This is a genomic window from Nocardioides sp. LHD-245 (genome assembly GCF_030929495.1).
Classification (GTDB): domain Bacteria; phylum Actinomycetota; class Actinomycetes; order Propionibacteriales; family Nocardioidaceae; genus Nocardioides.
Genome location: NZ_JAVFWN010000006.1, coordinates 298,132 through 318,685, shown reverse-complemented (window position 1 = coordinate 318,685; position 20,554 = coordinate 298,132). Strand labels below are relative to the sequence as shown.

Sequence of the window (20,554 nt, the reverse complement as noted above, 5' to 3'; positions counted from 1 at the left end):
CCGCGTCAACATCGTGCCCACCACCGAACCCGAGATCGGAGCTGATGACCTGCCCGCGCTGACCGCCTGACACCTCATCGAGGAGCACGCAGCGCTACACCACTACGCGGGACTTGACCCGACGTTGCGCGGAAATGGGGCGAGATCCTTGCCTATGCGGACAACGCGGTCGCCCCATGCCGGTGAATGACTCGTGGGTCGCGGCTTGTTGCCTGACCTACGACCTTCCGTTGGCCACGCTGAACCTCTCGGATGACGAGCATCTGGTCGAGCACGAGGGCCTTCGCCTCATCGCTCCGTGAACCTTCGCGTGGCCCGCCTCCCGAGCTGAGCAGATCGGCGAGCTCGGGAGGCGAATGCGACGTGCGATGCAGGTCCTTGACAACAGCCGGTGCTCCAAGGGTTGGAGAAAGTTGGAGCAAGGTTGGAGCAGGGGGATCGGACGGACGGAGCCGGTCAGTCCTCGAACAGCCCGCGGATGTCGTCGGCGCCGATCGAGGTGCTCATCGCGCCGTCGCCGTCGATGACCTGCGCGAACAGCTCGGCCTTGCGGGCCTTGAGCTCCATCACCTTCTCCTCGATGGTGTCGCTCGCGACCAGCCGGTAGACGTGGACGTGCCGGGTCTGGCCGATCCGGTGGGCACGGTCGACGGCCTGGGCCTCGGCCGCGGGGTTCCACCACGGGTCGAGCACGAACACGTAGTCGGCCTCGGTGAGGGTGAGCCCGGTGCCCCCGGCCTTGAGCGAGATCAGGAAGACGGGCGCGCCACCGGAGCGGAACCGCTCGATGACGGCGCCGCGGTCGCGGGTGGCTCCGTCGAGGTAGGTCGTCGTGATGCCGGCGTCGTCGAGGCGTGAGCGGACCCGGGTGAGGAAGGAGGTGAACTGGCTGAAGACCAGGGCCCGGTGTCCTTCGGCGGTGATCTCGCGGAGATGCTCGACGAGGAGGTCGAGCTTGGCCGAGCCGACGGTCTCGTGCTCGTCGTCGACGAGGGCGGGGTCGAGCGCGAGCTGGCGCAGCTTGGTCAGCGCGCTGAAGATCGCCACCCGGTTGCGGTCGAAGTCCTCGACCAGACCGAGGATCCGCTGCCGCTCCTTGGCCAGGTGGGTGTCGTAGATCCTGCGGTGCGCCGGGCCGAGGTCGACCTGCAGCACCTGCTCCTGCTTGGGCGGGAGGTCGTCGGCGACGAGCTCCTTGGTCCGCCGCAGCAGGAACGGCTTGATCCGGGCCCGGAACCGGTCGAGGACGACCTGGTCGCCGTCGCGCTCGACCGGCCGGACCACCTTCTCGTTGAACGTGCGCGGCCACGGGTAGAGCCCCGGCACGGTGATGGAGAGCAGCGACCACAGCTCCATCAGGCGGTTCTCGAACGGCGTGCCGGTCACCGCCAGCTTGAACGGCGCCGCGACGCTGCGGACCGCCTGGTAGGTCTTGCTGTGGTGGTTCTTGGCCTGCTGCGCCTCGTCGAGGACGAGCCCGGACCAGTCGACCGCGGCGTACTCCTGCTGGGCCAGGCGGATCAGCGTGTAGGTGGTGACGACCACGTCGTGGTCGCGGGCCAGCGCCGCCACGTCGTCGGTACGACGTGAGGCGACTGCGACGCGCAGCCCCGGTGCGTGCCGGGCTGCCTCGGAGGCCCAGGCGGTGACGACGCTGGTCGGGGCGACCACGAGGAAGGGCGCGTCGTCGGGCCGCTCGGCGCGGGCGTGGGTGAACAGGGCGAGGACCTGCAGGGTCTTGCCGAGGCCCATGTCGTCGGCGAGCACGCCGCCGAGGCCGTGCTGCCAGAGGAAGGCCAGCCACCAGAACCCCTCGCGCTGGTAGCTGCGCAGCGCCGTGGCGAGGTCGCGGCGCTCGGGCCGCGGGATGTCGGTGAGGTCGCGCAGCGCCTGCGCCCGCTCGACCCAGGCCGCGACCTGGGCGTCGACGAGACCGGTCTCGGCGAGCTGGGCCCACAGGCCGAGGTCGTGGTGACCGATCCCGATCCGGTCGCCGTCGCGCTCGCGGAGCTCGGCGGCGGCGGTGACCACCTCGCGCAGCCGGCCGAACTCCGGCCGGTCGGTCGTGACGTAGAGGCCGCTGGGCAGGACCAGGAACTCCAGGTCGAGGGTGAGGGCGGCGAGCACGTCGGGCAGCGGGATCTGCTCGCCGTCGACGGTGACCGTGACCGCGAGGTCGAGCCAGTCGGTCGCACCGGCGTCGGGCTCGACGAGGTCGAAGCGGATCTCGGGCGCGACCTCGGCCTCACGGAAATCGGGGCGCTCCTCCTCGACGACGCGGACGCCGTCGATCTCGCGCAGGTGGGGCAGGTCGTGGATGGCCAGGCTGAGCGCGTCGCCGTCGGCGACGGTCGAGACCTGCAGGAGGGCCGGAGGCACCAGGGCGAGCAGGGCCTGCTCCGCCGCGCGGTCCCGGACGCCGCCGAGCGAGTCGCGGCTGGTCAGCGGGCAGCTCCGCTCGGGCGTGTCGCCGTACTGCCACTGCCAGGTGAGCCCCGCCTTGGTGGCGGTGTGCCACGACACGGTCAGCACCAGTGTCGGCGTCAGCGGAGCCGGCAGCTCGACGGCCGAGTCGGCGGCGCGCACGGGCACCAGCCGCATCAGCCCGGGCAGCGTCGCCCGGAAGTCGGCCAGGTCGGCCGGTGGGACCAGGATCGGCGGTCCGTCGACGAGGTGGCGCAGCGCGGGCGGCACGGGCGCCGTGGTCGCCGCGACGACGAGGTGCCCGGTGTCGTCGAGCAGACCGACGACCGAGGCGGGCGAGCCGACCAGGACCACGGACTCGCTCCGCCAGGTCCGGTCGCCCAGTGTGACCGCGGCCCGCATGGTGGTGCCGCCCTCGACGTCGCCGAGCTCGGCGACCACCTCGGCCGCCTCGTCGGCGATCGCCACGGAGCGCAGCGGTCGCGCGGCCAGCAGCTCCACGCCGGCGTCGCGGGCGTTGCGCAGCGCGCGGACCACCTGGTCGCCGAACTCGTCGACCGACGGCGCGACCCCCGCCGAGTAGTAGCCGCGGTGAGCGGACCATTGGGTGTGCAGCGCGGCCAGCGCGTCGGCCTGGCTGGGGACGAACCCGCGTGGGCCGCCGGCCACGTCGGCCCAGTCGGCGCCGGTCTTGATCCAGGGCTTGCTCTTGCCCCGGCGCAGCGGGCGCACGCGCAGCGTGGGTCCGGGGGTGCGGTAGCCGCGGCCCTGGTCGAGCGAGAACTCCAGCGCCAGTGGCACCTCCTCGCGCACCAGCGGCTGCTGCCGCTCGAGCTCGCCGACCAGCCGCTCCAGGGAGCGCCGCCAGGCCGCCTCGCCCGCCGGCTGGGTGAAGGTCTGGCGCAGGGTCAGCGCGAGCGCCGCACCGTGCTTGCACACCGAGCGCACCGGACACGAGCACACCGTGAACAGCCAGCCGGCGTAGTCGGCGTTGGGCGCCTCCGCGTGCAGCTGCACCTGGTACGGCGTCTCGCGGGTGCCGAGCACCTCGGCGGTCGCCGTGACCGACCCCGCCGACAGCATCCCGATCTCGGGGCGCCGTACGCCGCCGTCGGCCACGATGCCACGGGCGCGCTCCAACGTCTGGGCGTCGAAGTGGCGCGCCAGGAAGTCGTCGGTCAGCTCGGCAAGGACGTTCACGGTCCGCTCATCGTGGCACGCGGGTCCGACGGCGCGGACATCCATCCACAGGGGCGCTCAGCGCCCGGCCCGGCGCCGCTTCCCGCTGCCCTCGGGGAAGGGCCACGCCAGCGTGATCGAGTCGCCGGTGGCGAGGGCCTCCCAGCGCGCGGAGAACTCGTCGTAGCGGGTGAACAGACGCGCCATCAGGTCGGCGTCCACGCCGCTGTCCTCGACCCGGCCGGGCCAGGCCGGGTCCGGCCGGCGCCGGCCGCGGGCGACCTCCCACAGCGCGACGGTGAGCGACGCGAGCCGCTCGGAGCGGGCCATGTCGGCCGACTCCTCGGGGGTGGGGGAGCGGCGGTTCTTGAGGGACGCGCGGCGGGCCGCCTGGTCGACCGGCCAGAACAGTCCGTCGTCGCCGTCGGCCGCCGCGAGCCGGCCGTAGACCCCGCCCCGGATGCCGTCCTCGGTCTCGACGAGCAGGTGCGCCACGTCGTGGGGCACGGCGTCGCTGTGGCCCGGTCCGTTGCGCGGGGCCAGCGCCGCACCCGCGGTCCGGCGTACCGCGATCTCGTAGCGCCCGGCGAGCTTCGTGAAGGTCACGTCCACGCCACCATGCTCGGGACCGGCAGGCGCCCGGGCAACCGGATTTCAGTCCGTCGCGGTGCCGAGCTGCCGGTCCGGGTGCTGGGCCAGGTAGTCGGTGACGGGCAGCGGCGCGCGCTGGCGGTAGCCCCGCGGCAGCCACAGGTCGCCCCGCTCGGAGAGGTAGAGGATCTGCCAGCGGTACAGCCCGGCGAGCGCGCCGGGATCGCGCTCCAGGATCCGGGCATAGGCCCGAATGCCGCGCACGTAGCCGGTGTGGTGGTTGTAGGCGTGCAGCGCGGCGTCGATCCGGTCGGGTCGGTCGCCGCCGTTGGCCGCGAGGTAGCGGGCCGCGGCCAGGATCGAGTCGCGCGGGTCGTCGATGTCGCCCTCGCCGTACCGCGCCCAGGTCGCCGGCATGAACTGCATCGGCCCCCGCGCCCCGGCGGTGGAGAAGCCGCGGATCTTGCCGAACCCGGTCTCCACGAGGTTGACCGCCGCCAGCACCGGCCACGGCACGCCGAACCTCCGCTCGCCCTCCTCGTAGTGCGCGCGGAGGTCGGCCAGCGGAGCGGGGGCGACGATCCGCCAGGCGGGGACCTCGCCGGACAGCCGGGTGAGGACGCTCCGCAGCTCGCCGCGGGCCTCGATGTGGTCGGTCATGGCGTCGCGGTAGGGACCGGCGGCGTCGAGGACGGCGTCCTGCCAGCCGGCACGCCGCGCGAGCTGGCGGTAGAGCACCTGGGCCTCGAACGCCGCCTGCTCCAGCGTGCCCTCGTCGGCGCCCGGGGCCCGGACGGCGTCCTCGGCGGCGACCAGGCGGCGGGCCAGCTCGTCGGGAGCCGTCGCCGGCGCGGGAGCGGTCAGCCCGGGGGCCGGTGGGGACGTCGGCGTGGGTGCGGGCGGCGTGGGCGCCGGTGGCACGGACGAGGCCGCCGCCGGGGTGCGCGTGGTGGGCCGCGGGGCGGGGTCGCCGCCGCAGGCCGCCAGCAGCGCGGCCGCGGCGGCCAGCGCCACCGTCGGCCGCAGGCTCGGCATCAGCCCCGCTCGCCGCCGGGCACCCAGAGCACGTCGCCCTGCGCGCGGTTGGCGTGCCGGGCCAGGATGAACACCAGGTCGGAGAGCCGGTTGAGATAGGTGATCGCCGTCTTGTTCATCACCTCGCCGTGCACCTCGTACGCCGCCCACGCGGCCCGCTCGGCGCGGCGTACGACGGTGCGCGCGACGTGCAGCTGGGCCGCGGCGGGCGTGCCGCCGTTGAGGATGAACGAGCGCAGCTTCGGCAGCGGCTCGTTGTAGGCGTCGCACCAGGCCTCCAGCCGGTCGACGTAGTCGGGCTCGACGCGCAGCGGCGGGTACTCGGGATCGGCGACCACCGGGGTGGACAGGTCGGCGCCGACGTCGAAGAGGTCGTTCTGCACCCGGAACAGCACCTGGACCACGTCGTCCTCGAGCTCGCCGGTCGCGATCGCCACCCCGAGGTGGGCGTTGGCCTCGTCGACGTCGGCGTAGGCCTGCAGACGCAGGTCTGTCTTGGTCGTGACGCTCATGTCGCTCAGCCGGGTCTGGCCGGCGTCGCCGGTGCGCGTGTAGATGCGGGTGAGGTTGACCATGACTCGGAGCGTAGTCCGGGGGCGCCGCGGAAAAACTTCGGACCGAGATGCAACCGATCGGACTGCCGGAGCGTCATGGTGGGTAACAGGCCAGTGGGGCGTCTGTCCGGATCGGTCTCGGGAGGGAACCAATGGGAGCACGGCAGTCCACTCGCCCGCTCGACGAGCATAGTCGCATTGAGTACGTCCTCGGCGAGCCCGTCCTGGTCCTGGCCGGCGATCTCGACGTCCGATCGACCGGCGAGCTGCGCGCGGCGGTCCACGACCACATCCGGGTCTGCGGCACCGACCGGATCAGCCCGGTCCTCATCGACATCAGCGCGGTCGGCTCGGTCGACGCCACCGCCCTCAAGGTGATCGCGGCCGCGAGCCGGCAGGCGCAGCGCTACGGCGTCCGCGTCGTGCTGCGCGGGGCCCAGCCGGCCGTGCGCCGGATGCTGCACCTCACCCGGCTGATCCGGCTGATCGAGCTCGAGCGGGAGCCGATCCCCGCCTGATCGCCTCCCCAACGCCGCCGGCTCGGGGGCGGCGTTGTGGACAACCCCACACGTCAGGCGGTTACCTCGCGGTAGCGATCGGCCTACGCTTCGGCCTATGAGCACCTCGCCCGACGCAGCCGGCACCGCCGGGAAGGCATCGCATCCCAAGGACCGCCCCTGGGTGATGCGGACCTACGCCGGCCACTCGACCGCGGAGGCGTCCAACGCGCTCTACCGCACCAACCTGGCCAAGGGCCAGACCGGTCTGTCGGTCGCGTTCGACCTGCCCACGCAGACCGGCTACGACCCCGACAGCCCGCTCTCGCGTGGCGAGGTCGGCAAGGTCGGCGTACCGGTGCCGCACCTGGGGGAGATGCGCAAGCTCTTCGACCAGATCCCCCTCACCGAGATGAACACCTCGATGACGATCAACGCGACCGCCATGTGGCTGCTCGCGATGTACCAGGTCGCCGCGGAGGAGCAGAACCCCGATCTCTCGCCGTCGGAGGTCGCCCATCAGCTGGCGGGCACGACCCAGAACGACATCATCAAGGAGTACCTCTCGCGGGGGACCTACGTGTTCCCGCCGGAGCACTCCCTGCGTCTGATCGGCGACATGATCTCGTACACGGTCCACGAGATCCCGAAGTGGAACCCGATCAACATCTGCAGCTACCACCTGCAGGAGGCCGGCGCCACGCCCGTGCAGGAGATCGCCTACGCGATGTGCACCGCGATCGCCGTACTCGACCAGGTCAAGAACTCCGGCCAGGTCTCCGACGACGACTTCGAGAAGGTCGTCGGCCGGATCTCGTTCTTCGTCAACGCCGGTGTCCGCTTCGTCGAGGAGATGTGCAAGATGCGCGCCTTCGTCGACCTGTGGGACGAGATCACCCGCGAGCGCTACGGCGTGACCGACGAGAAGATGCGCCGCTTCCGGTACGGCGTCCAGGTCAACAGCCTGGGCCTGACCGAGGCGCAGCCCGAGAACAACGTCCAGCGGATCGTGCTGGAGATGCTCGCGGTCACCCTGTCCAAGAAGGCTCGCGCCCGCGCCGTCCAGCTGCCCGCGTGGAACGAGGCCCTCGGCCTGCCGCGCCCGTGGGACCAGCAGTGGTCGCTGCGCCTCCAGCAGGTCCTCGCGTTCGAGTCCGACCTGCTCGAGTACGAGGACATCTTCGACGGCTCGCCGGTCGTCGAGGCCAAAGTGCAGGAGCTGATCGCCGGCGCCAAGGCCGAGATCGACCGGGTCCAGGCGATGGGCGGCGCCATCGCCGCCGTCGACTCCGGCTACATGAAGCAGGAGCTGGTCTCCGCCCACGCCGCCCGCCGCGGCCGGATCGAGGCCGGCGAGGAGATCATCGTCGGCGTCAACAGGTTCGACACCACCGAGCAGAGCCCGCTGACCGCCGACCTCGACGGCGCGATCATGGTGGCCGACCCCGAGGCGGAGAAGTCCGCCCTCGCCTCCGTCGAGGCGTGGAAGGCTCAGCGCGACGCCGGCGAGGTGGACGCCGCGCTGGCCCGGCTCGCCGAGGACGCCAAGTCCGGCGCCAACCTGATGGCGGCCACCCTCGCCGCCGCCCGCGCGGGTGCGACCACCGGCGAGTGGGCCGGCGTCCTGCGCGAGGTGTTCGGCGAGTTCCGTGCCCCGACCGGGGTCGCCGGTGCGGTGGGCGTCGCCGAGGCCGGCGCCGAGCTGACCACGGTCCGTGAGGCCGTCCGTACGACGAGCGAGGAGCTCGGCGGGCGGCTCCGGCTGCTCGTGGGCAAGCCGGGGCTCGACGGGCACTCCAACGGGGCCGAGCAGGTCGCCGTACGGGCCCGCGACGCGGGCTTCGAGGTCATCTACCAGGGCATCCGGCTCACCCCGGAGCAGATCGTCGCCGCCGCCGTCGCCGAGGACGTCCACTGCGTCGGCCTCTCGATCCTCTCCGGCTCCCACATGGAGCTGGTGCCCGCCGTCCTCGACGGCCTGAAGGCCGCGGGCATGGGCGACGTACCGGTGATCGTCGGCGGGATCATTCCCGAGTCCGACGGCAGGGCGCTCATGGAGCTCGGCGTCGCGGCCGTCTACACCCCGAAGGACTTCGGGCTCACCGAGATCATGGGCGGCATCGTCCAGGTGATCCGGAAGGCCAACGGCCTGGCCTGACGGCGGCGCTCGCCCTTGTAACTAAGGGTTACGGACGGGATTTGGGGCTCGTGTGACCAGAGTGGTGGATAACCGTGCTGTAACACTTAGTTACATGTCGTCGGCCGCGATCACCCGCGCCAGCGACTCGGGGTCGCGGCCGACGACCGTCGTCCCGTCGGACGCGGTGAGGATCGGTCGCTGGATGAGCTTGGGGTGGGCGACCATCAGGTCCAGCCACCGGTCGCGGTGAGCAGCGTCCTTGATGGGCAGGGTGATGCCCAGCTTGCTCGCGTCGGCGGTGCGGGCGATGTCCCAGGGCTCGAGCCCGAGCCGGGTCAGCACGTCCTCGATCTCGGCGACCGTCGGCGGCTCGTCGAGGTAGCGGCGCACCGTGTAGTCGACGCCGGCGGCCCGGAGCTCGCCCTCGGCGGTGCGGCACTTCGAACAGGCGGGGTTCAGCCAGATCTCGATCACGACCGCACCATAGTGGCACCCGCGGCCCGCCCGGTGGCCGTCCGGCGACGGTCCGGAGACGGTCCGGAGACCGTCGGCAGTGACCTGGATCACGTCGGTTAGGTCTGCCTACCCTCATCGTCCTATCCTCCTTCCGTGGGCAAGGGCAAGAAGAAGTCGAAGGGGAAGCAGAAGCTCCCCAAGACGAAGTGCTGCGTCTCGAAGTCGAAGTGCGGCCGCTGCCCCCTGCGCATGCTCAAGGAGGGCACCCTCCCCGACGGGCTCACCGTCAAGCGCCGCGTCCTGGTGACGACCAGCGGCAAGAAGGTGACCAAGAAGGCCCTCCAGAAGGCCGCCTGACGGCACCGGGCCGTCGGGCGCCTCCACTGCGCTCCACTAGGCTGGCGCCCATGGCCGCCCCCCGTTTCACCGACCAGCTCAACGCCCAGATCGGCAACGAGTTCGCAGCGCACCACCAGTACCTCGCGTGCGCCGTCCACTACGACGCGCTGACGATGCCGCAGCTGGCTGCGTTCTTCTACGGCCAGGCGCTCGAGGAGCGGCAGCACGCCATGATGATGGTGCAGTACCTCCTCGACACCGACGCCGCCGTCGAGATCCCGGGCGTCGAGGCGCCGGTCGCGGCCTTCGAGGACGTCGTGGCGCCGATCGCGCTGGCCTTGGCGCAGGAGAAGCGGGTCACCGAGCAGATCAACGGCCTGCTGCGCGTGGCGCGCGAGGAGAACGACTTCGCCTCCGAGCAGTTCATGCAGTGGTTCATCAAGGAGCAGGTCGAGGAGGTCGCCACCATGAACGACCTGTTGACGGTCGTGACCCGCAGCAAGGACGACATCAACGCGATCGAGGACTGGGTGGCGCGCGAGCGCGGCGGCGACGCCGCCGACCCGACCGCGCCGGCGGCCGCGGGCGCCTGACTGTCGCCGCGGGCGCTCAGCTGCCCGCGTGCCGCCGGCGGAACAGCAACACCGCCGCCGCGATGCCGAGAGCGACGCCGACCAGGCCGCCGACGCCCCTCCCGCCGTCGTCCGACACGGCGTGGCCCACGATCGCGCCCAGCAGGCCGACGGCGAGGACGACGCACAGCAGGGCCACGTTGTAGAACATCTCGCGGAAGTAGAGCCGCGAGAAGCTCTCGGTGGGCGCGCGGTCCGCGGGTGCGGGCGTGGCCGACCCGGCAGCGACCGGGGCCGTCGGGAGCGGCGCCCCGGCCGGCTGCGTCGCCACGCCGTCGGCGCTGCCCGGGAGCGGGATGGCCTTGACCACCGCCGCCACGGGCAGGGGGCCGTAGATGTGGGGGAAGGTCGTCTCGGCACCGGGCTCGGGAGCCTCCTCGACGACCGGTACGTCGAGCCGCGCCGGGTCGATCTGCAGCAGCACCATCGGCTCGGTGACGTCGGCGTAGAAGAGGTCGCGCACGCCGGTCCACTGGTCGGCGCGGCTGGCGTGGATGAACCCGACGTCGGCCAGTGACCGGTCGCGGGTCGAGACGGTGTAGCTGCCCACGCGCTGCGCCGCCTCCCAGTCGCGGAGCAGGGCGAGGTGGAAGATCGGCGTCATCGCGGCCGGGCTCAGAACAGCCGGTCTTCGGCGTTGTCGATGCCGCGGAGGGCGTCGTAGTCGATCACCGCGCAGGAGATCCCCCGGTCCTCGGCGAGGACCCGGGCCTGGGGCTTGATCTCCTGGGCGGCGAAGATGCCGCGCACCGCGCCCTTGCCGGTGAGCAGCGGGTCGCGGTTGAGGAGCTCGAGGTAGCGGGTGAGCTGCTCGACGCCGTCGATCTCGCCGCGCCGCTTGATCTCGACGGCGACCGACAGGCCGGCGCCGTCGCGGCACATCAGGTCGACCGGGCCGATGGCGGTCGGGAACTCGCGGCGGACCAGGGTCAGGCCGTCGGAGAGGGTCGCGGGATGCTCCGCGAGAAGCTCCTGCAGATGCTTCTCGACGCCGTCCTTCTGCAGGCCCGGGTCGATGCCGAGGTCGTGCTGCGTGTCGTGGTGGATCTCGTCGATGAGGATCCGCAGCGTGTCGGGCGCCTGGCCCTTGGCGGCCCGTGCGGTGACCGTCCACTCGACCCGGCCCTCGTCGTCCTCGCCCTCGCGGACGGTGCACGGTGGCGACATCCAGTTGAGCGGCTTGTAGGAGCCGCCGTCGGAGTGCACCAGGACCGAGCCGTCCGCCTTGAGCATGAGCACCCGCGTCGCCATCGGGAGATGTGCGGTCAACCGGCCTGCATAGTCCACCTGGCAGCGCGCCACGACGAGTCTCACGAGCGACGAATCTACAGTCCTCCGTGTGGAGATCGAGCCCGACCAGCCGTGGTGGCGTCCGGAGCGGGGGAGTACGACGTCCTGGCTGCTCGCCGTCCGGGTGCAGCCGGGTGCGTCCCGCACCGGCGTGGTCGGGCCGACCGGCGTCGACGGGGCCGAGCTCAAGGTCCGGCTGGCGTCGCCGCCGGTGGACGGTCGGGCGAACGACGAGCTCGTGCGGTGGCTGGCCAAGGAGCTCGGCGTACGGCGCTCGGCGGTGCAGCTGGTCCGCGGGCAGACCGCCCGCTCGAAGGTGGTGCGGGTCGTCGTACCGCGGCCACGGGACTGAGTCTCTGTGACCTCTGTCTCGATCGCTCTCCGAGGGTTACCGACGGGTAGTCAGGGCCCCTCCCGGGTGTCAGAATCCGGCCCATGACTTCGAGCGAGCAGATCTTCAACACGCTGGTGCTGCCGTACCTCAACCATGCGGTCCGCACCTACGAGTCGGGCTACGCCTCGGTGAGCGACATCGACGCGGCCATGCGCTTCGGCTGCGGCTACCCCAAGGGTCCGCTGACGGTCGTGGACGAGATCGGCGTCGCTCAGGTCCGCGACCAGCTGGCCGCGCGCTTCGCCGAGACCGGCGACCACCTGCACGAGCCGGCCGGTCTGTTCGACAAGCTCGTCGCCGAGGGGCGCACCTTCGCCGACGAGGCGGCCGCCGCGGGCGAGGCCGCCGCGCCGGCCTTCAAGCACGAGATCAGGACCGTCGGGGTCGTCGGCACCGGCACGATGGCCTCGGGCATCGTCCAGGTGTTCGCCCAGGCCGGGTACGACGTCGTCTTCGTCGGGCGCGGCCAGGACAAGCTGGACGGCGTCATCGGCTACATCACGAAGAACCTCGACCGCGCCATCGCCAAGGGCAAGGGCACCGAGGGCGACAAGGACGCGCTGCTCGGTCGCCTGACCGGCTCGACCGAGCGCGAGGCGCTGGGCGGCGTCGACATCGTCGTGGAGGCCATCGCCGAGGACCTCGAGCTCAAGCTCCAGCTCTTCCGCGACCTCGACCGGATCGCCAAGCCTGGCGCCATCCTCGCGACCACGACGTCCTCGCTCCCGATCACCAAGCTGGGCGAGGCCACCGGGCGCCCGCAGGACGTCATCGGCATGCACTTCTTCAACCCGGCGCCGGTCATGAAGCTGGTCGAGATCATCACGACCGCCGCCACGTCCGCCGACGTCGACGAGACCGTGCGCGCGCTGACCGCCAATGTCGGCAAGGTCGGCGTCTCGGCCGGTGACCGGGCGGGCTTCATCGTCAACCTGCTGCTGTTCCCCTACCTCAACGACGCGATCAAGCTCGCCGAGAGCGGCGAGGAGCTGGCGACCATCGACGCCGCGATCAAGGAGACCGCCGGCCTCCCGATGGGTCCCTTCGAGCTGCTCGACGTGGTCGGCAACGACGTGTCGCTGGCCATCCAGAAGGAGCTGCACGGAGAGTTCGGAGAGCCCGGCTTCGCGCCCGCGGCGACCCTGGTCGCCAAGGTCGACGCGGGCGAGCTGGGGCGCAAGACCGGCAAGGGCTTCCACACGTACTGAGCTGGCCACGTTGTTGCGGTTTGGTCCCAAACCGCAACAATTCGGGCTCCAGGCGTGCGGTTTGTGACCAATCGACGGGTGACGGACGGCGGGGTTCGGAGCCGGGCGACGGGGCCGATAGGCTCGGCGCGTGATGCTTCACCACACGGCTCTCGGTTCCACCGGGAGCCGTGTGGTCTTCCTCCACGGCCTGTTCGGCCAGGGAAAGAACTGGACCGGCGTCGCCAAGCAGCTGGCCGAGCGGCACCGGGTGCTGTTGGTCGACCTGCCGCACCACGGGCGCTCGCCGTGGCCGGAGCGGTTCGACTTCGCGGCGGCCGCGGCCGACGTCCTGTCGACGCTGACCGACTGGCTCGGGGACGACGACGAGCCGGTGACGGTGGTCGGGCACTCGCTCGGGGGCAAGGTGGCCATGGTGCTCGCCCTGCTCCACCCGGAGCGGGTCGAGCGGCTGTGCGTCGCCGACATCTCGCCGGTGGCCTACCCCGAGAGTCGCGAGTTCCCGGGCTACATCGCCGCGATGCGTGGGATGGACCTGGGCCAGGTGGTGCACCGCGCGGACGCGGACCGGCTGCTCGAACCGGCCGTGCCGGACCCGACGGTGCGCTCGTTCCTGCTCCAGAACCTCCGCCGTGATCCCGCCGCGCCTTCGGGATGGGCCTGGCAGGTCAACCTCGACGTGCTCGACCGGGATCTCGCGGTCATCAGCGCCTGGCCCGAGGCGGAGCTCGCCGACCTGCCGGCGTACGACGGCCCGGTGCTGTGGCTGGCCGGCGCGCGCTCGTCGTACGTCCTGCCGGAGTACGAGCCCGCGATGGACCGCTGGTTCCCGCGCAACCGCAAGGTGACCCTCAAGGACACCGGACACTGGCTGCACTCCGAGCGTCCCGAGCTCTTCCTCGAGGTGCTGCGCAGGTTCCTCGGGGACTGAACGCCGGATCCCCTCGGCTCGTCGGACCCACGCGACTCACTCGACGGCCTCCAGTTGGCGGGCGATCTCGGCCGCGGTCGAGCGGAGCCGGGCGATGATCTCGGGGAACTCGGCCGGCGCGGCGGTGACCGACGGTCGAGCGGCGGCCATGGCGGCCACGAGCCCGGACCGCTCGGTGCGGATGGGGACGGACACGGCGTGGAGTCCGATCTCGTTCTCGCCCAGATTGGTGGCGTAGCCCTGGTCGCGCACGGTGGCGAGCTCACGCTCCAGCACGGCCAGGGAGTCGACGGTGTGCTCGGTGACCGGCGCCGGACGGTCGGGGTAGAGGCTGCGCAGGTGCTTGCTCGGGAGGTCGGCGAGCAGGACCTTGCCGCTGCTCGTGCTGTGGGCGGGGAACCGAGAGCCGACGCGCGCGGTCACCCGGACCGGACGCGGGCTCTCCGCGCCGTCGATGAACCGGATGTCGGAGCCTTCGAGGACGGAGAGATGGATGGTCCACTCGACCTCCTTCGACAGCCGGACGATGTGTGGCATGGCGACCTGCCTCAGCTGGCGATGGCCGGTCGAGGCGAGCGCGATCTCGACGAGCACGCTGCCCGGCACATAGGCCCGGCGGATCGGGTCGTGGCGGAGGAAGCCCACGTAGGTGAGGGTCGAGAGCAGACGGTGCGCCGTCGATCGGGCGACACCGAGCTCGTCGCTGACCTGGGTCACGCGGATCTCCGGGGCGTTGCGCAGCTGCATCAGGATCCGTAGCGCGTTCTCCGCCGAGTCGATGAGGTACGCGGGCCTCGGCTCCGGATGGGGGTCGCTCATGGCAGAACCTCTCGCTCTCAGGGTGGGCCGACCGACACGAGACTACCCACGACCAACCTGTTTGTCTTGCACAGCAGAAAAGATCTGGTAAATGGTGTCGTTCTGCGAGACGTACTGCTTCAATCGGGCCACCAAGTGATCTCCGCCACAGGAGGTGGGGAACGAAGGAGGCAACGTGAGCGAGCACCGCACGTCAGCGGCGACGTTCGAGGGATCGGTCCCCCTGGGGCAGCTGCCCGAGCCGGGCGAGGTGCCGAGTCACATGACCGCCCTCGTCGTGAGGGCGGAGCGGTTCGGTGACCCGCAGACCGCGTTCCAGGTCGAGGAGCGGATCGAGGTTCCCCCGATCGGGCCGGACGAGGTCCTCATCGGCGTCCAGGCCGCCGGCGTCAACTACAACAACGTCTGGGCGGCGCGCGGCTACCCGGTCGACGTGATCGCCGCCCGGCAGCGGGCGGGCGAGCCGTACGACTTCCACATCGGCGGATCCGACGCGTCGGGCATCGTCTACGCGACCGGCGAGGCCGTCAGCGATGTCCACGTCGGCGACGAGGTCATCGTCCACCCCGGCCACTGGGATCCCGCGGACCCCTGGATCGCCGGCGGCAAGGACCCGATGATCGCGCCGAGCGCGCAGATCTGGGGCTACAACACGAACTTCGGCTCCTTCGCCCAGTTCGCGCGCGTCCAGGCGCACCAGGTGCTGCCCAAGGCGAGCCGACTCAGCTGGGCCGAGGCGGCGGCACCGACCCTGGTGGGCACCACGGCGTACCGCATGCTGCACGGCTGGGCCGGCAACACGCTGCAGGCCGGTGACGTCGTCCTCGTCTGGGGAGGGTCGGGCGGACTCGGCACCCAGGCGATCCAGCTGGCGAGCCGCGCGGGCGCCCGGGCGGTCGCGGTCGTCTCCGACGACGAGCGCGGTCAGTACGCCGAGAAGCTCGGCGCGATCGGATACATCAACCGGAGCGACTTCTCCCACTGGGGCATCCCGCCGCTGGTCGACGACGCGGCCGGACAGAAGGCATGGACGGCCGAGGCCCGACGCTTCGGCAAGGCGATCTGGGACATCGTGGGGGAGCGCAAGGACCCGGCGATCGTGTTCGAGCACCCCGGCAGCTCGACGATCCCGACCAGCGTCTTCGTCTGCGAGCCGGGCGGCATGGTGGTCGTCTGCGCCGGGACCACCGGCTACGACGCGATGGTCGACCTCCGCTACCACTGGACGCGCCAGAAGCGGCTGCAGGGCAGCCACGGGACCAACGACGTGCAGGCTCGCGCCTACAACGACCTCGTCCGGGACGGCCGGATCGATCCGTGCGTCGGCCGGGTCGTGCCCTTCGCCGACCTCCCGCGGGTGCACGCCGAGATGGGGCGTGGCGAGCAGGTCTTCGGCAACACGGTCGCGCTGGTCGCGGCGGCGGACGAGAACGACGGACGGAGCTGAGGACATGACCACGACCACGACCGCGCCGGCAGCCGTGGGCGCCGACGGCTACGAGGACCTGCTGGTCACCGTGACCGCGGGCGTCGCCACGATCACGCTGAACCGACCGGCCAAGCACAACGCCCTGCGCCAGCAGACCTTCGCGGAGCTGGGGCGAGCCTTCGACGAGGCGGGCTCCGATCCCGCGGTGCGGGCCATCGTGCTCACGGCCGCCGGCGACCGGATCTTCTGTTCGGGGATCGACCTCGACGCCGACGGGCTTCCGGACAACTCCCAGGAGTGGGACGACCACACCCGCGGCAACGCCGCGATCATCAGCAAGATCTGGTACTGCGACAAGCCGGTGATCACCGCGTTGAACGGAGGCGCCATCGCCGGTGGCTGCAACCTCGCGGTGGTGGGCGACCTGACCATCGCCGCCGAGAACGCCTTCCTCTCCGAGCCCGAGATCCGGCACGGCGCCCTCTCACCACTGCTGATGCTGCCCTGGCTCATGCAGTTCAAGGCCTTCAACGAGCTCTATCTGACCGGCGACCGGCTCTCCGCCGAGCGGGCGCGCGAGGCCGGCCTGGTCAACCGCGTCGTCCCGGCCGACCAGTTGCTGGTCGAGGCGCAGCGGCTGGCCGAGCGGGTCGCGCACGCGCCGGCGTACGCCGCGACGCTGGCCAAGCGGGCGGTCCGGCTCACGCTCGACATCCAGGGCTTCAAGGCCGCACAGGACGCGCACCGCTATATCGACACCTACCTCCTGGCCTCGAACGGGGTGACCGAGAAGGAGCGGCTCATGAGCATCCTCGCGGAGCAGGGCATGGGGGCCTTCCTCCGTGAGCGGGACACCCCCTACGGAGAGCGATGATGGCGGATCTCGCGGCGCTGCTGAATCCCGCCTCGATCGCCGTGGTCGGCGCCTCGCCGCGCGGCAACCGCGGTAGCCAGATCCTGCAGAACCTGCGCCGGTTCGGATCGACCGCGCGCATCCATCCCGTCCACCCGACCGCCGCGAGCATCGCCGGCTACGACGCGGTCCCCGACCTCGGGGCGCTGCCGGAGCCGGTCGACTTCGTCGCCGTCGCACTGAGTGCGGAGCCGGCGCTCGACGTACTCGCGGAGGCGATCGCGGGCGGGGCGAAGGCGGGCCTGCTCATCGCCAGCGGCTTCGGCGAGGGTACGACGGGCGGCGAGCGTGGTGAGCGCCTGAGCCGGCTCGTCGGAGAGTCCGGCTTCCTGCTCTGCGGCCCGAACTGTTACGGCATCCTCAACGCCACGACGGGCTTCGCCGCCTACAGCGGGCAGATCGTGACGCCCTTCGCGGCGGGCCGGGTCGCGCTCGTGATGCAGTCCGGAGCGCTCACCCACGCCGTCACCGACTCGTCGGTCGGTCGCGGACTGGGCCTGAGTCACCTGATCACGACCGGCAACGAGGTGTCGGTGACGCTCGGGCAGTACGTCGCCGCGCTGGCCGAGGACGAGGGCGTCGACGTGATCGGCGTCTTCCTCGAGGGCCTGCGCGACGCCGAGGAGTTCGCCCGCGCGGCGATCCGGGCCGCCGAGCTCGGCAAGACCGTGGTGGCGCTGAGCGTCGGTCGCTCCGAGCTGGGCCAGCGAGCGGCGCTGGCCCACACGGGAGCGGTGGCCGGTCACAGTGAGGCGCTGACCGGCCTGCTCCGCCGCTGTGGCGTGGTGCAGGCAGACGACCTGGACGAGTTCCGGGAGATGCTGATCCTCGCCTCGAGCCGGGTCCGCCCGACGGCGAGGGGGCTGGCGGTCGCGTCGATCTCCGGCGGCGGGTCCGGGCTGGTCGCCGACCGGATGACGGAGCTCGGTATCCCGGCGGCGAGCCTCGGCGAGCGGGCGACGGCCGAGCTGGCGGACGTCCTGCCGGACTTCGCGACCGTCGCCAACCCGCTCGACCTGACGGGGGCGGCGGCGGAGGACTCGGGTCTGGCGAGCGCGGCGCTGACGGCGCTGCGCTCCGATCCCCAGGTCGGCCTGGTGGCCCTCGCCCTCAACGTGCTGCAGGGATGCGAGGGCCAGGCCGAGCTGTACCGGGAGCAGGCGCGGGTGCTCGCGAAGCAGGCCACGCAGCCCGGGGCGCCGGTGGTGGCCTTCGGCCTGGCGGGCGGCCCGGCCGACCCGGTGATCGTCGAGACCCTGGCCGAGCAGGGCGTCCCGCTCCTGGGCGCGATGACCCCGGCGCTCAGGGCGATCGGGGCCTTGATGGCGTCGGGCACCGCCCCGGAGCCCTGGGTCGACCGGCCGACGGTCCCGCGTCGCGCGCTGGCGCGCGGCGTGGTCGCCGGACAGGAGGCGCTCGACCTGCTGTCCGCCGCCGGCATCGAGACCCCGGCCACCTTCCTGGTGGCGGACGAGGGTGCGGCCGCGGCGATCGGCGCCGCGCTGCCGGATCTCGCCGTCGTCAAGGTCGAGTCGCCCGGCCTGGCCCACAAGACCGAGATCGGGGGCGTGCGCACCGGGCTCGCCGGTGCCGAGGCCGTGGCGCGCGCCATCGCCGAGATGCGCACGGCCGTCGCGGCCGGCGCCCCCGACCTGCCGGTGGACGGCTTCCTCGTCCAGCAGCAGGTCGCCGGACCGGTGGTGGAGTGCATGGTGGGGGTGGTGCGGGATCCGCAGGTCGGCCCGGTGCTCACCGTCGCGCCGGGCGGCGTCCTCGCCGAGCTCGGCGGCCGGGCGTTGACCACGCCCGTGCCCGTCACCCGGCGGGAGGTGGAGCGACTGCTCGCCTCCTCGCCCCTCGGCCGTCTTCTCGACGGCTACCGCGGGGCCCCGCGGGCCGACCGGGCCGCGTTGATCGATCTGGTCCTCGCGTTCGGCGAGCTGGCCGACGCCTTCGGGTCACAGCTCGCCACCGCCGAGCTGAACCCGGTCCTCGTCCGGCCGGAGGGCCGTGGCGCAGTCGCAGTCGATGCTCTGTTCATCAGGGAGGAGTTGTGAGCACGATGTCGAACACCGACGTGTTGTCGGAACCCACGACCACGGACAGTCTGATCACGATCGAGCAGGTGACGCTGGCCTATCCGACGGCCACCGGCACGCCCGTCCAGGCGCTGCTGCCGATCGACCTCGAGATCGCCGACGGCACCTTCGTGTCGCTGGTCGGGCCCTCGGGCTGCGGGAAGAGCACCCTGCTCAAGATCCTGGCCGGCCTGCTGCGCCAGAGCGAGGGCGAGGTCCGTCTCGGGGGCCGGGACCTGAGCGGACCCTCGCCCGACGTGGGCGTCGTGTTCCAGCAGCCGGTGCTGTTGCCTTGGCTGACCATCCTGGACAACGTCCTGCTGCCGATCCGCGTGCAGAAGCGCAACGTCGCGCAGCACCGCGACCGAGCCATGGACCTGCTCCGGATGGTCGGTCTGGACGGGTTCGAGAAGAGGTATCCCTCGGAGCTGTCCGGTGGCATGCAGCAGCGGGCGGGCATCGTGCGAGCGCTCGTACCGAACCCCCGGATCCTGCTGATGGACGAGCCGTTCGGCGCACTCGACGCGCTGACCCGCGAGCAGATGAACGACGACCTGCAGCGGATCTGGTCCGAGGAGCGCAAGACGGTCTTCTTCATCACGCACTCGATCCCCGAGGCGGTCTACCTCAGCGACCGCGTCCTGGTCATGTCCGAGCGTCCGGGCCGGATCGTCGCCGACTTCTCCGTCGACATCGAGCGGCCCCGCCGGCTCGACGCGACCGGGGACCCGAGGTTCCAGCAGACGGCCACGCAGATCCGCGGCCTGCTCAACGCCCGAGGAGGGATCGACTGATGTCCGTCAATATCGCCGTGAGGGCCGGTCGCGGGACCGCCACCGGGCGCCGCTCGACCCCGCGCCGCATCGTCCCGGCCGACTGGCTGGCCGTGATCGCCACGTTCGTCGTGGTGGTCGGCGCGTGGGAGGCGATCGTCCGGATCTGGGACGTCTCCGAGATCGTCCTGCCGCCGCCGTCGATGATCGCGCAGAGCCTGTACGACGGCCTGGTCCACGGGACCTTCCTGGCGAACCTGCGCTACACGCTGACCGAGACGGTGCTGGGCTTCCTGATCGCCGCCGTGCTCGGCGTCGGCCTCGGTGCCCTCGTCTCGGAGGTGCGCTGGATCCGGCGCGCCATCTATCCCTACATCGTCGCCTTCCAGACGGTCCCGAAGATCGCACTGGCTCCACTGCTGGTGATCTGGTTCGGCTTCGGGATGACCAGCAAGGTCATCGTCGCGGTGACGGTCGCGTTCTTCCCCATCATCGTCAACACGATCGAAGGCCTGCAGAACACCGAGCAGCAGCGCGTCGACATGATCCGGGCGATGGGAGCGGGACGGGTCGAGACGTTCCGGAGGGTGAAGCTGCCCTCGGCGCTGCCGTACATCTTCGCCGGTCTCGACGCCGCCATCGTCTTGTCGCTGCTCGGTGCGGTCGTGGGCGAGTTCATGGGCGCGCGGGCGGGGCTCGGCAACCAGATCCTCACCTTCAACGCGGTCCTGGACATCTCCGGCTCGTTCGCGGTGCTGGTGCTGCTGTCCCTGATCGGCTACCTGCTCCACCTGATCCTGGTCCTCGTCCAACGGCGGGTCGTCTTCTGGACCAAGGTCAGCTCCACCTCCAGCGGCGTCTGAGCCGCACCA

20 protein-coding genes are annotated in these 20,554 nt (G+C 71.7%); 12 read left to right on the top strand and 8 right to left on the bottom strand.

Going from position 1 to position 20,554, the window contains the following annotated elements; translation table 11 throughout:
• Positions 1–456: 456 nt before the first annotated feature.
• The 4 genes from RB608_RS12220 to RB608_RS12205 are packed head-to-tail and all read right to left on the bottom strand — an operon-like array spanning position 457 to position 5,804.
• Positions 457–3,624: a DEAD/DEAH box helicase gene (locus RB608_RS12220; protein WP_308088192.1), complete on the bottom strand. Its 3,168-nt coding sequence runs from the start codon at positions 3,622–3,624 to the stop codon at positions 457–459.
• Positions 3,625–3,681: 57 nt separating this feature from the next.
• Complete coding sequence (locus RB608_RS12215) at positions 3,682–4,215, bottom strand: hypothetical protein (RefSeq protein WP_308088191.1); 534 nt, start codon at positions 4,213–4,215, stop codon at positions 3,682–3,684.
• A gap of 42 nt (positions 4,216–4,257) precedes the next feature.
• On the bottom strand, positions 4,258–5,229 hold the full coding sequence (locus tag RB608_RS12210) for a transglycosylase SLT domain-containing protein (RefSeq protein ID WP_308088190.1): 972 nt from the start codon (positions 5,227–5,229) through the stop codon (positions 4,258–4,260).
• Positions 5,229–5,804 (bottom strand): cob(I)yrinic acid a,c-diamide adenosyltransferase, encoded by a 576-nt coding sequence (locus RB608_RS12205; protein ID WP_308088189.1) that lies wholly within the window; start codon positions 5,802–5,804, stop codon positions 5,229–5,231. The genes RB608_RS12210 and RB608_RS12205 overlap by 1 nt, the downstream gene beginning before the upstream one ends.
• A gap of 131 nt (positions 5,805–5,935) precedes the next feature.
• On the opposite strand from RB608_RS12205, the gene RB608_RS12200 reads away from it, so the two are divergent.
• Both RB608_RS12200 and RB608_RS12195 read left to right on the top strand, forming a co-directional pair.
• A complete protein-coding gene (locus RB608_RS12200) occupies positions 5,936–6,301 on the top strand; it encodes an STAS domain-containing protein (protein ID WP_308088188.1) in 366 nt (121 codons plus the stop codon).
• Positions 6,302–6,398: 97 nt separating this feature from the next.
• A complete protein-coding gene (locus RB608_RS12195; RefSeq protein WP_308088187.1) occupies positions 6,399–8,438 on the top strand; it encodes a protein meaA in 2,040 nt (679 codons plus the stop codon).
• Positions 8,439–8,528: 90 nt separating this feature from the next.
• Here RB608_RS12195 and RB608_RS12190 read toward each other — a convergent pair whose 3' ends face one another.
• Positions 8,529–8,894 (bottom strand): ArsC/Spx/MgsR family protein, encoded by a 366-nt coding sequence (locus RB608_RS12190; RefSeq protein ID WP_308088186.1) that lies wholly within the window; start codon positions 8,892–8,894, stop codon positions 8,529–8,531.
• A gap of 135 nt (positions 8,895–9,029) precedes the next feature.
• Between RB608_RS12190 and RB608_RS12185 the strand changes: the two genes are divergently transcribed.
• Both RB608_RS12185 and RB608_RS12180 read left to right on the top strand, forming a co-directional pair.
• The gene (locus tag RB608_RS12185) at positions 9,030–9,233 is read left to right on the top strand and encodes a hypothetical protein (RefSeq protein ID WP_308088185.1); all 204 of its coding nucleotides are present in this window, start codon (positions 9,030–9,032) and stop codon (positions 9,231–9,233) included.
• Between the two features lie 50 nt (positions 9,234–9,283).
• Positions 9,284–9,808: a ferritin gene (locus RB608_RS12180; RefSeq protein ID WP_308088184.1), complete on the top strand. Its 525-nt coding sequence runs from the start codon at positions 9,284–9,286 to the stop codon at positions 9,806–9,808.
• Positions 9,809–9,824: 16 nt separating this feature from the next.
• Here the strand turns inward: RB608_RS12180 and RB608_RS12175 are convergent, their stop codons facing one another.
• A complete protein-coding gene (locus RB608_RS12175; protein WP_308088183.1) occupies positions 9,825–10,451 on the bottom strand; it encodes a DUF952 domain-containing protein in 627 nt (208 codons plus the stop codon).
• 11 nt (positions 10,452–10,462) lie between these two features.
• The gene (gene nucS, locus RB608_RS12170; protein WP_308088182.1) at positions 10,463–11,161 is read right to left on the bottom strand and encodes an endonuclease NucS; all 699 of its coding nucleotides are present in this window, start codon (positions 11,159–11,161) and stop codon (positions 10,463–10,465) included.
• A gap of 25 nt (positions 11,162–11,186) precedes the next feature.
• Here nucS and RB608_RS12165 point away from each other — a divergent pair, with 25 nt between their 5' ends.
• The 3 genes from RB608_RS12165 (at position 11,187) to RB608_RS12155 (ending at position 13,670) form a co-directional block, all read left to right on the top strand.
• On the top strand, positions 11,187–11,489 hold the full coding sequence (locus RB608_RS12165; protein WP_308088181.1) for a DUF167 domain-containing protein: 303 nt from the start codon (positions 11,187–11,189) through the stop codon (positions 11,487–11,489).
• Positions 11,490–11,572: 83 nt separating this feature from the next.
• Positions 11,573–12,739 carry a 3-hydroxyacyl-CoA dehydrogenase NAD-binding domain-containing protein gene (locus RB608_RS12160; protein ID WP_308088180.1) on the top strand — a complete coding sequence of 389 codons (1,167 nt, stop codon included), beginning with the start codon at positions 11,573–11,575 and terminating at the stop codon, positions 12,737–12,739.
• Positions 12,740–12,872: 133 nt separating this feature from the next.
• On the top strand, positions 12,873–13,670 hold the full coding sequence (locus RB608_RS12155; protein WP_308088204.1) for an alpha/beta fold hydrolase: 798 nt from the start codon (positions 12,873–12,875) through the stop codon (positions 13,668–13,670).
• 36 nt (positions 13,671–13,706) lie between these two features.
• Here RB608_RS12155 and RB608_RS12150 read toward each other — a convergent pair whose 3' ends face one another.
• On the bottom strand, positions 13,707–14,489 hold the full coding sequence (locus RB608_RS12150; RefSeq protein WP_308088179.1) for an IclR family transcriptional regulator: 783 nt from the start codon (positions 14,487–14,489) through the stop codon (positions 13,707–13,709).
• Between the two features lie 175 nt (positions 14,490–14,664).
• On the opposite strand from RB608_RS12150, the gene ccrA reads away from it, so the two are divergent.
• The 5 genes from ccrA to RB608_RS12125 are packed head-to-tail and all read left to right on the top strand — an operon-like array spanning position 14,665 to position 20,545.
• Positions 14,665–15,936: a crotonyl-CoA carboxylase/reductase gene (gene ccrA, locus RB608_RS12145; protein ID WP_308088178.1), complete on the top strand. Its 1,272-nt coding sequence runs from the start codon at positions 14,665–14,667 to the stop codon at positions 15,934–15,936.
• Between the two features lie 4 nt (positions 15,937–15,940).
• Entirely contained in the window at positions 15,941–16,792 is an 852-nt protein-coding gene (locus RB608_RS12140) for an enoyl-CoA hydratase/isomerase family protein (RefSeq protein WP_308088177.1), read from the top strand.
• Positions 16,792–18,888, top strand: coding sequence for an acetate--CoA ligase family protein (locus RB608_RS12135; RefSeq protein WP_308088176.1), 2,097 nt, complete (start codon positions 16,792–16,794; stop codon positions 18,886–18,888). The genes RB608_RS12140 and RB608_RS12135 overlap by 1 nt, the downstream gene beginning before the upstream one ends.
• Before the next feature lie 5 nt (positions 18,889–18,893).
• On the top strand, positions 18,894–19,703 hold the full coding sequence (locus RB608_RS12130; RefSeq protein ID WP_308088175.1) for an ABC transporter ATP-binding protein: 810 nt from the start codon (positions 18,894–18,896) through the stop codon (positions 19,701–19,703).
• The gene (locus RB608_RS12125) at positions 19,703–20,545 is read left to right on the top strand and encodes an ABC transporter permease (RefSeq protein ID WP_308088174.1); all 843 of its coding nucleotides are present in this window, start codon (positions 19,703–19,705) and stop codon (positions 20,543–20,545) included. The genes RB608_RS12130 and RB608_RS12125 overlap by 1 nt, the downstream gene beginning before the upstream one ends.
• Positions 20,546–20,554 lie beyond the last annotated feature (9 nt).

Coding starts and splice junctions, on each gene's coding strand:
- RB608_RS12150 (WP_308088179.1), bottom strand. CDS start 14,489: ATGAGCGACCCCCATCCGGAGCCGAGGCCCGCGTACCTCATCGACTCG.
- RB608_RS12175 (WP_308088183.1), bottom strand. CDS start 10,451: ATGACGCCGATCTTCCACCTCGCCCTGCTCCGCGACTGGGAGGCGGCG.
- RB608_RS12125 (WP_308088174.1), top strand. CDS start 19,703: ATGTCCGTCAATATCGCCGTGAGGGCCGGTCGCGGGACCGCCACCGGG.
- RB608_RS12205 (WP_308088189.1), bottom strand. CDS start 5,804: ATGGTCAACCTCACCCGCATCTACACGCGCACCGGCGACGCCGGCCAG.
- RB608_RS12195 (WP_308088187.1), top strand. CDS start 6,399: ATGAGCACCTCGCCCGACGCAGCCGGCACCGCCGGGAAGGCATCGCAT.
- RB608_RS12130 (WP_308088175.1), top strand. CDS start 18,894: ATGTCGAACACCGACGTGTTGTCGGAACCCACGACCACGGACAGTCTG.
- RB608_RS12160 (WP_308088180.1), top strand. CDS start 11,573: ATGACTTCGAGCGAGCAGATCTTCAACACGCTGGTGCTGCCGTACCTC.
- RB608_RS12180 (WP_308088184.1), top strand. CDS start 9,284: ATGGCCGCCCCCCGTTTCACCGACCAGCTCAACGCCCAGATCGGCAAC.
- RB608_RS12210 (WP_308088190.1), bottom strand. CDS start 5,229: ATGCCGAGCCTGCGGCCGACGGTGGCGCTGGCCGCCGCGGCCGCGCTG.
- RB608_RS12140 (WP_308088177.1), top strand. CDS start 15,941: ATGACCACGACCACGACCGCGCCGGCAGCCGTGGGCGCCGACGGCTAC.
- RB608_RS12135 (WP_308088176.1), top strand. CDS start 16,792: ATGGCGGATCTCGCGGCGCTGCTGAATCCCGCCTCGATCGCCGTGGTC.
- RB608_RS12155 (WP_308088204.1), top strand. CDS start 12,873: ATGCTTCACCACACGGCTCTCGGTTCCACCGGGAGCCGTGTGGTCTTC.
- RB608_RS12200 (WP_308088188.1), top strand. CDS start 5,936: ATGGGAGCACGGCAGTCCACTCGCCCGCTCGACGAGCATAGTCGCATT.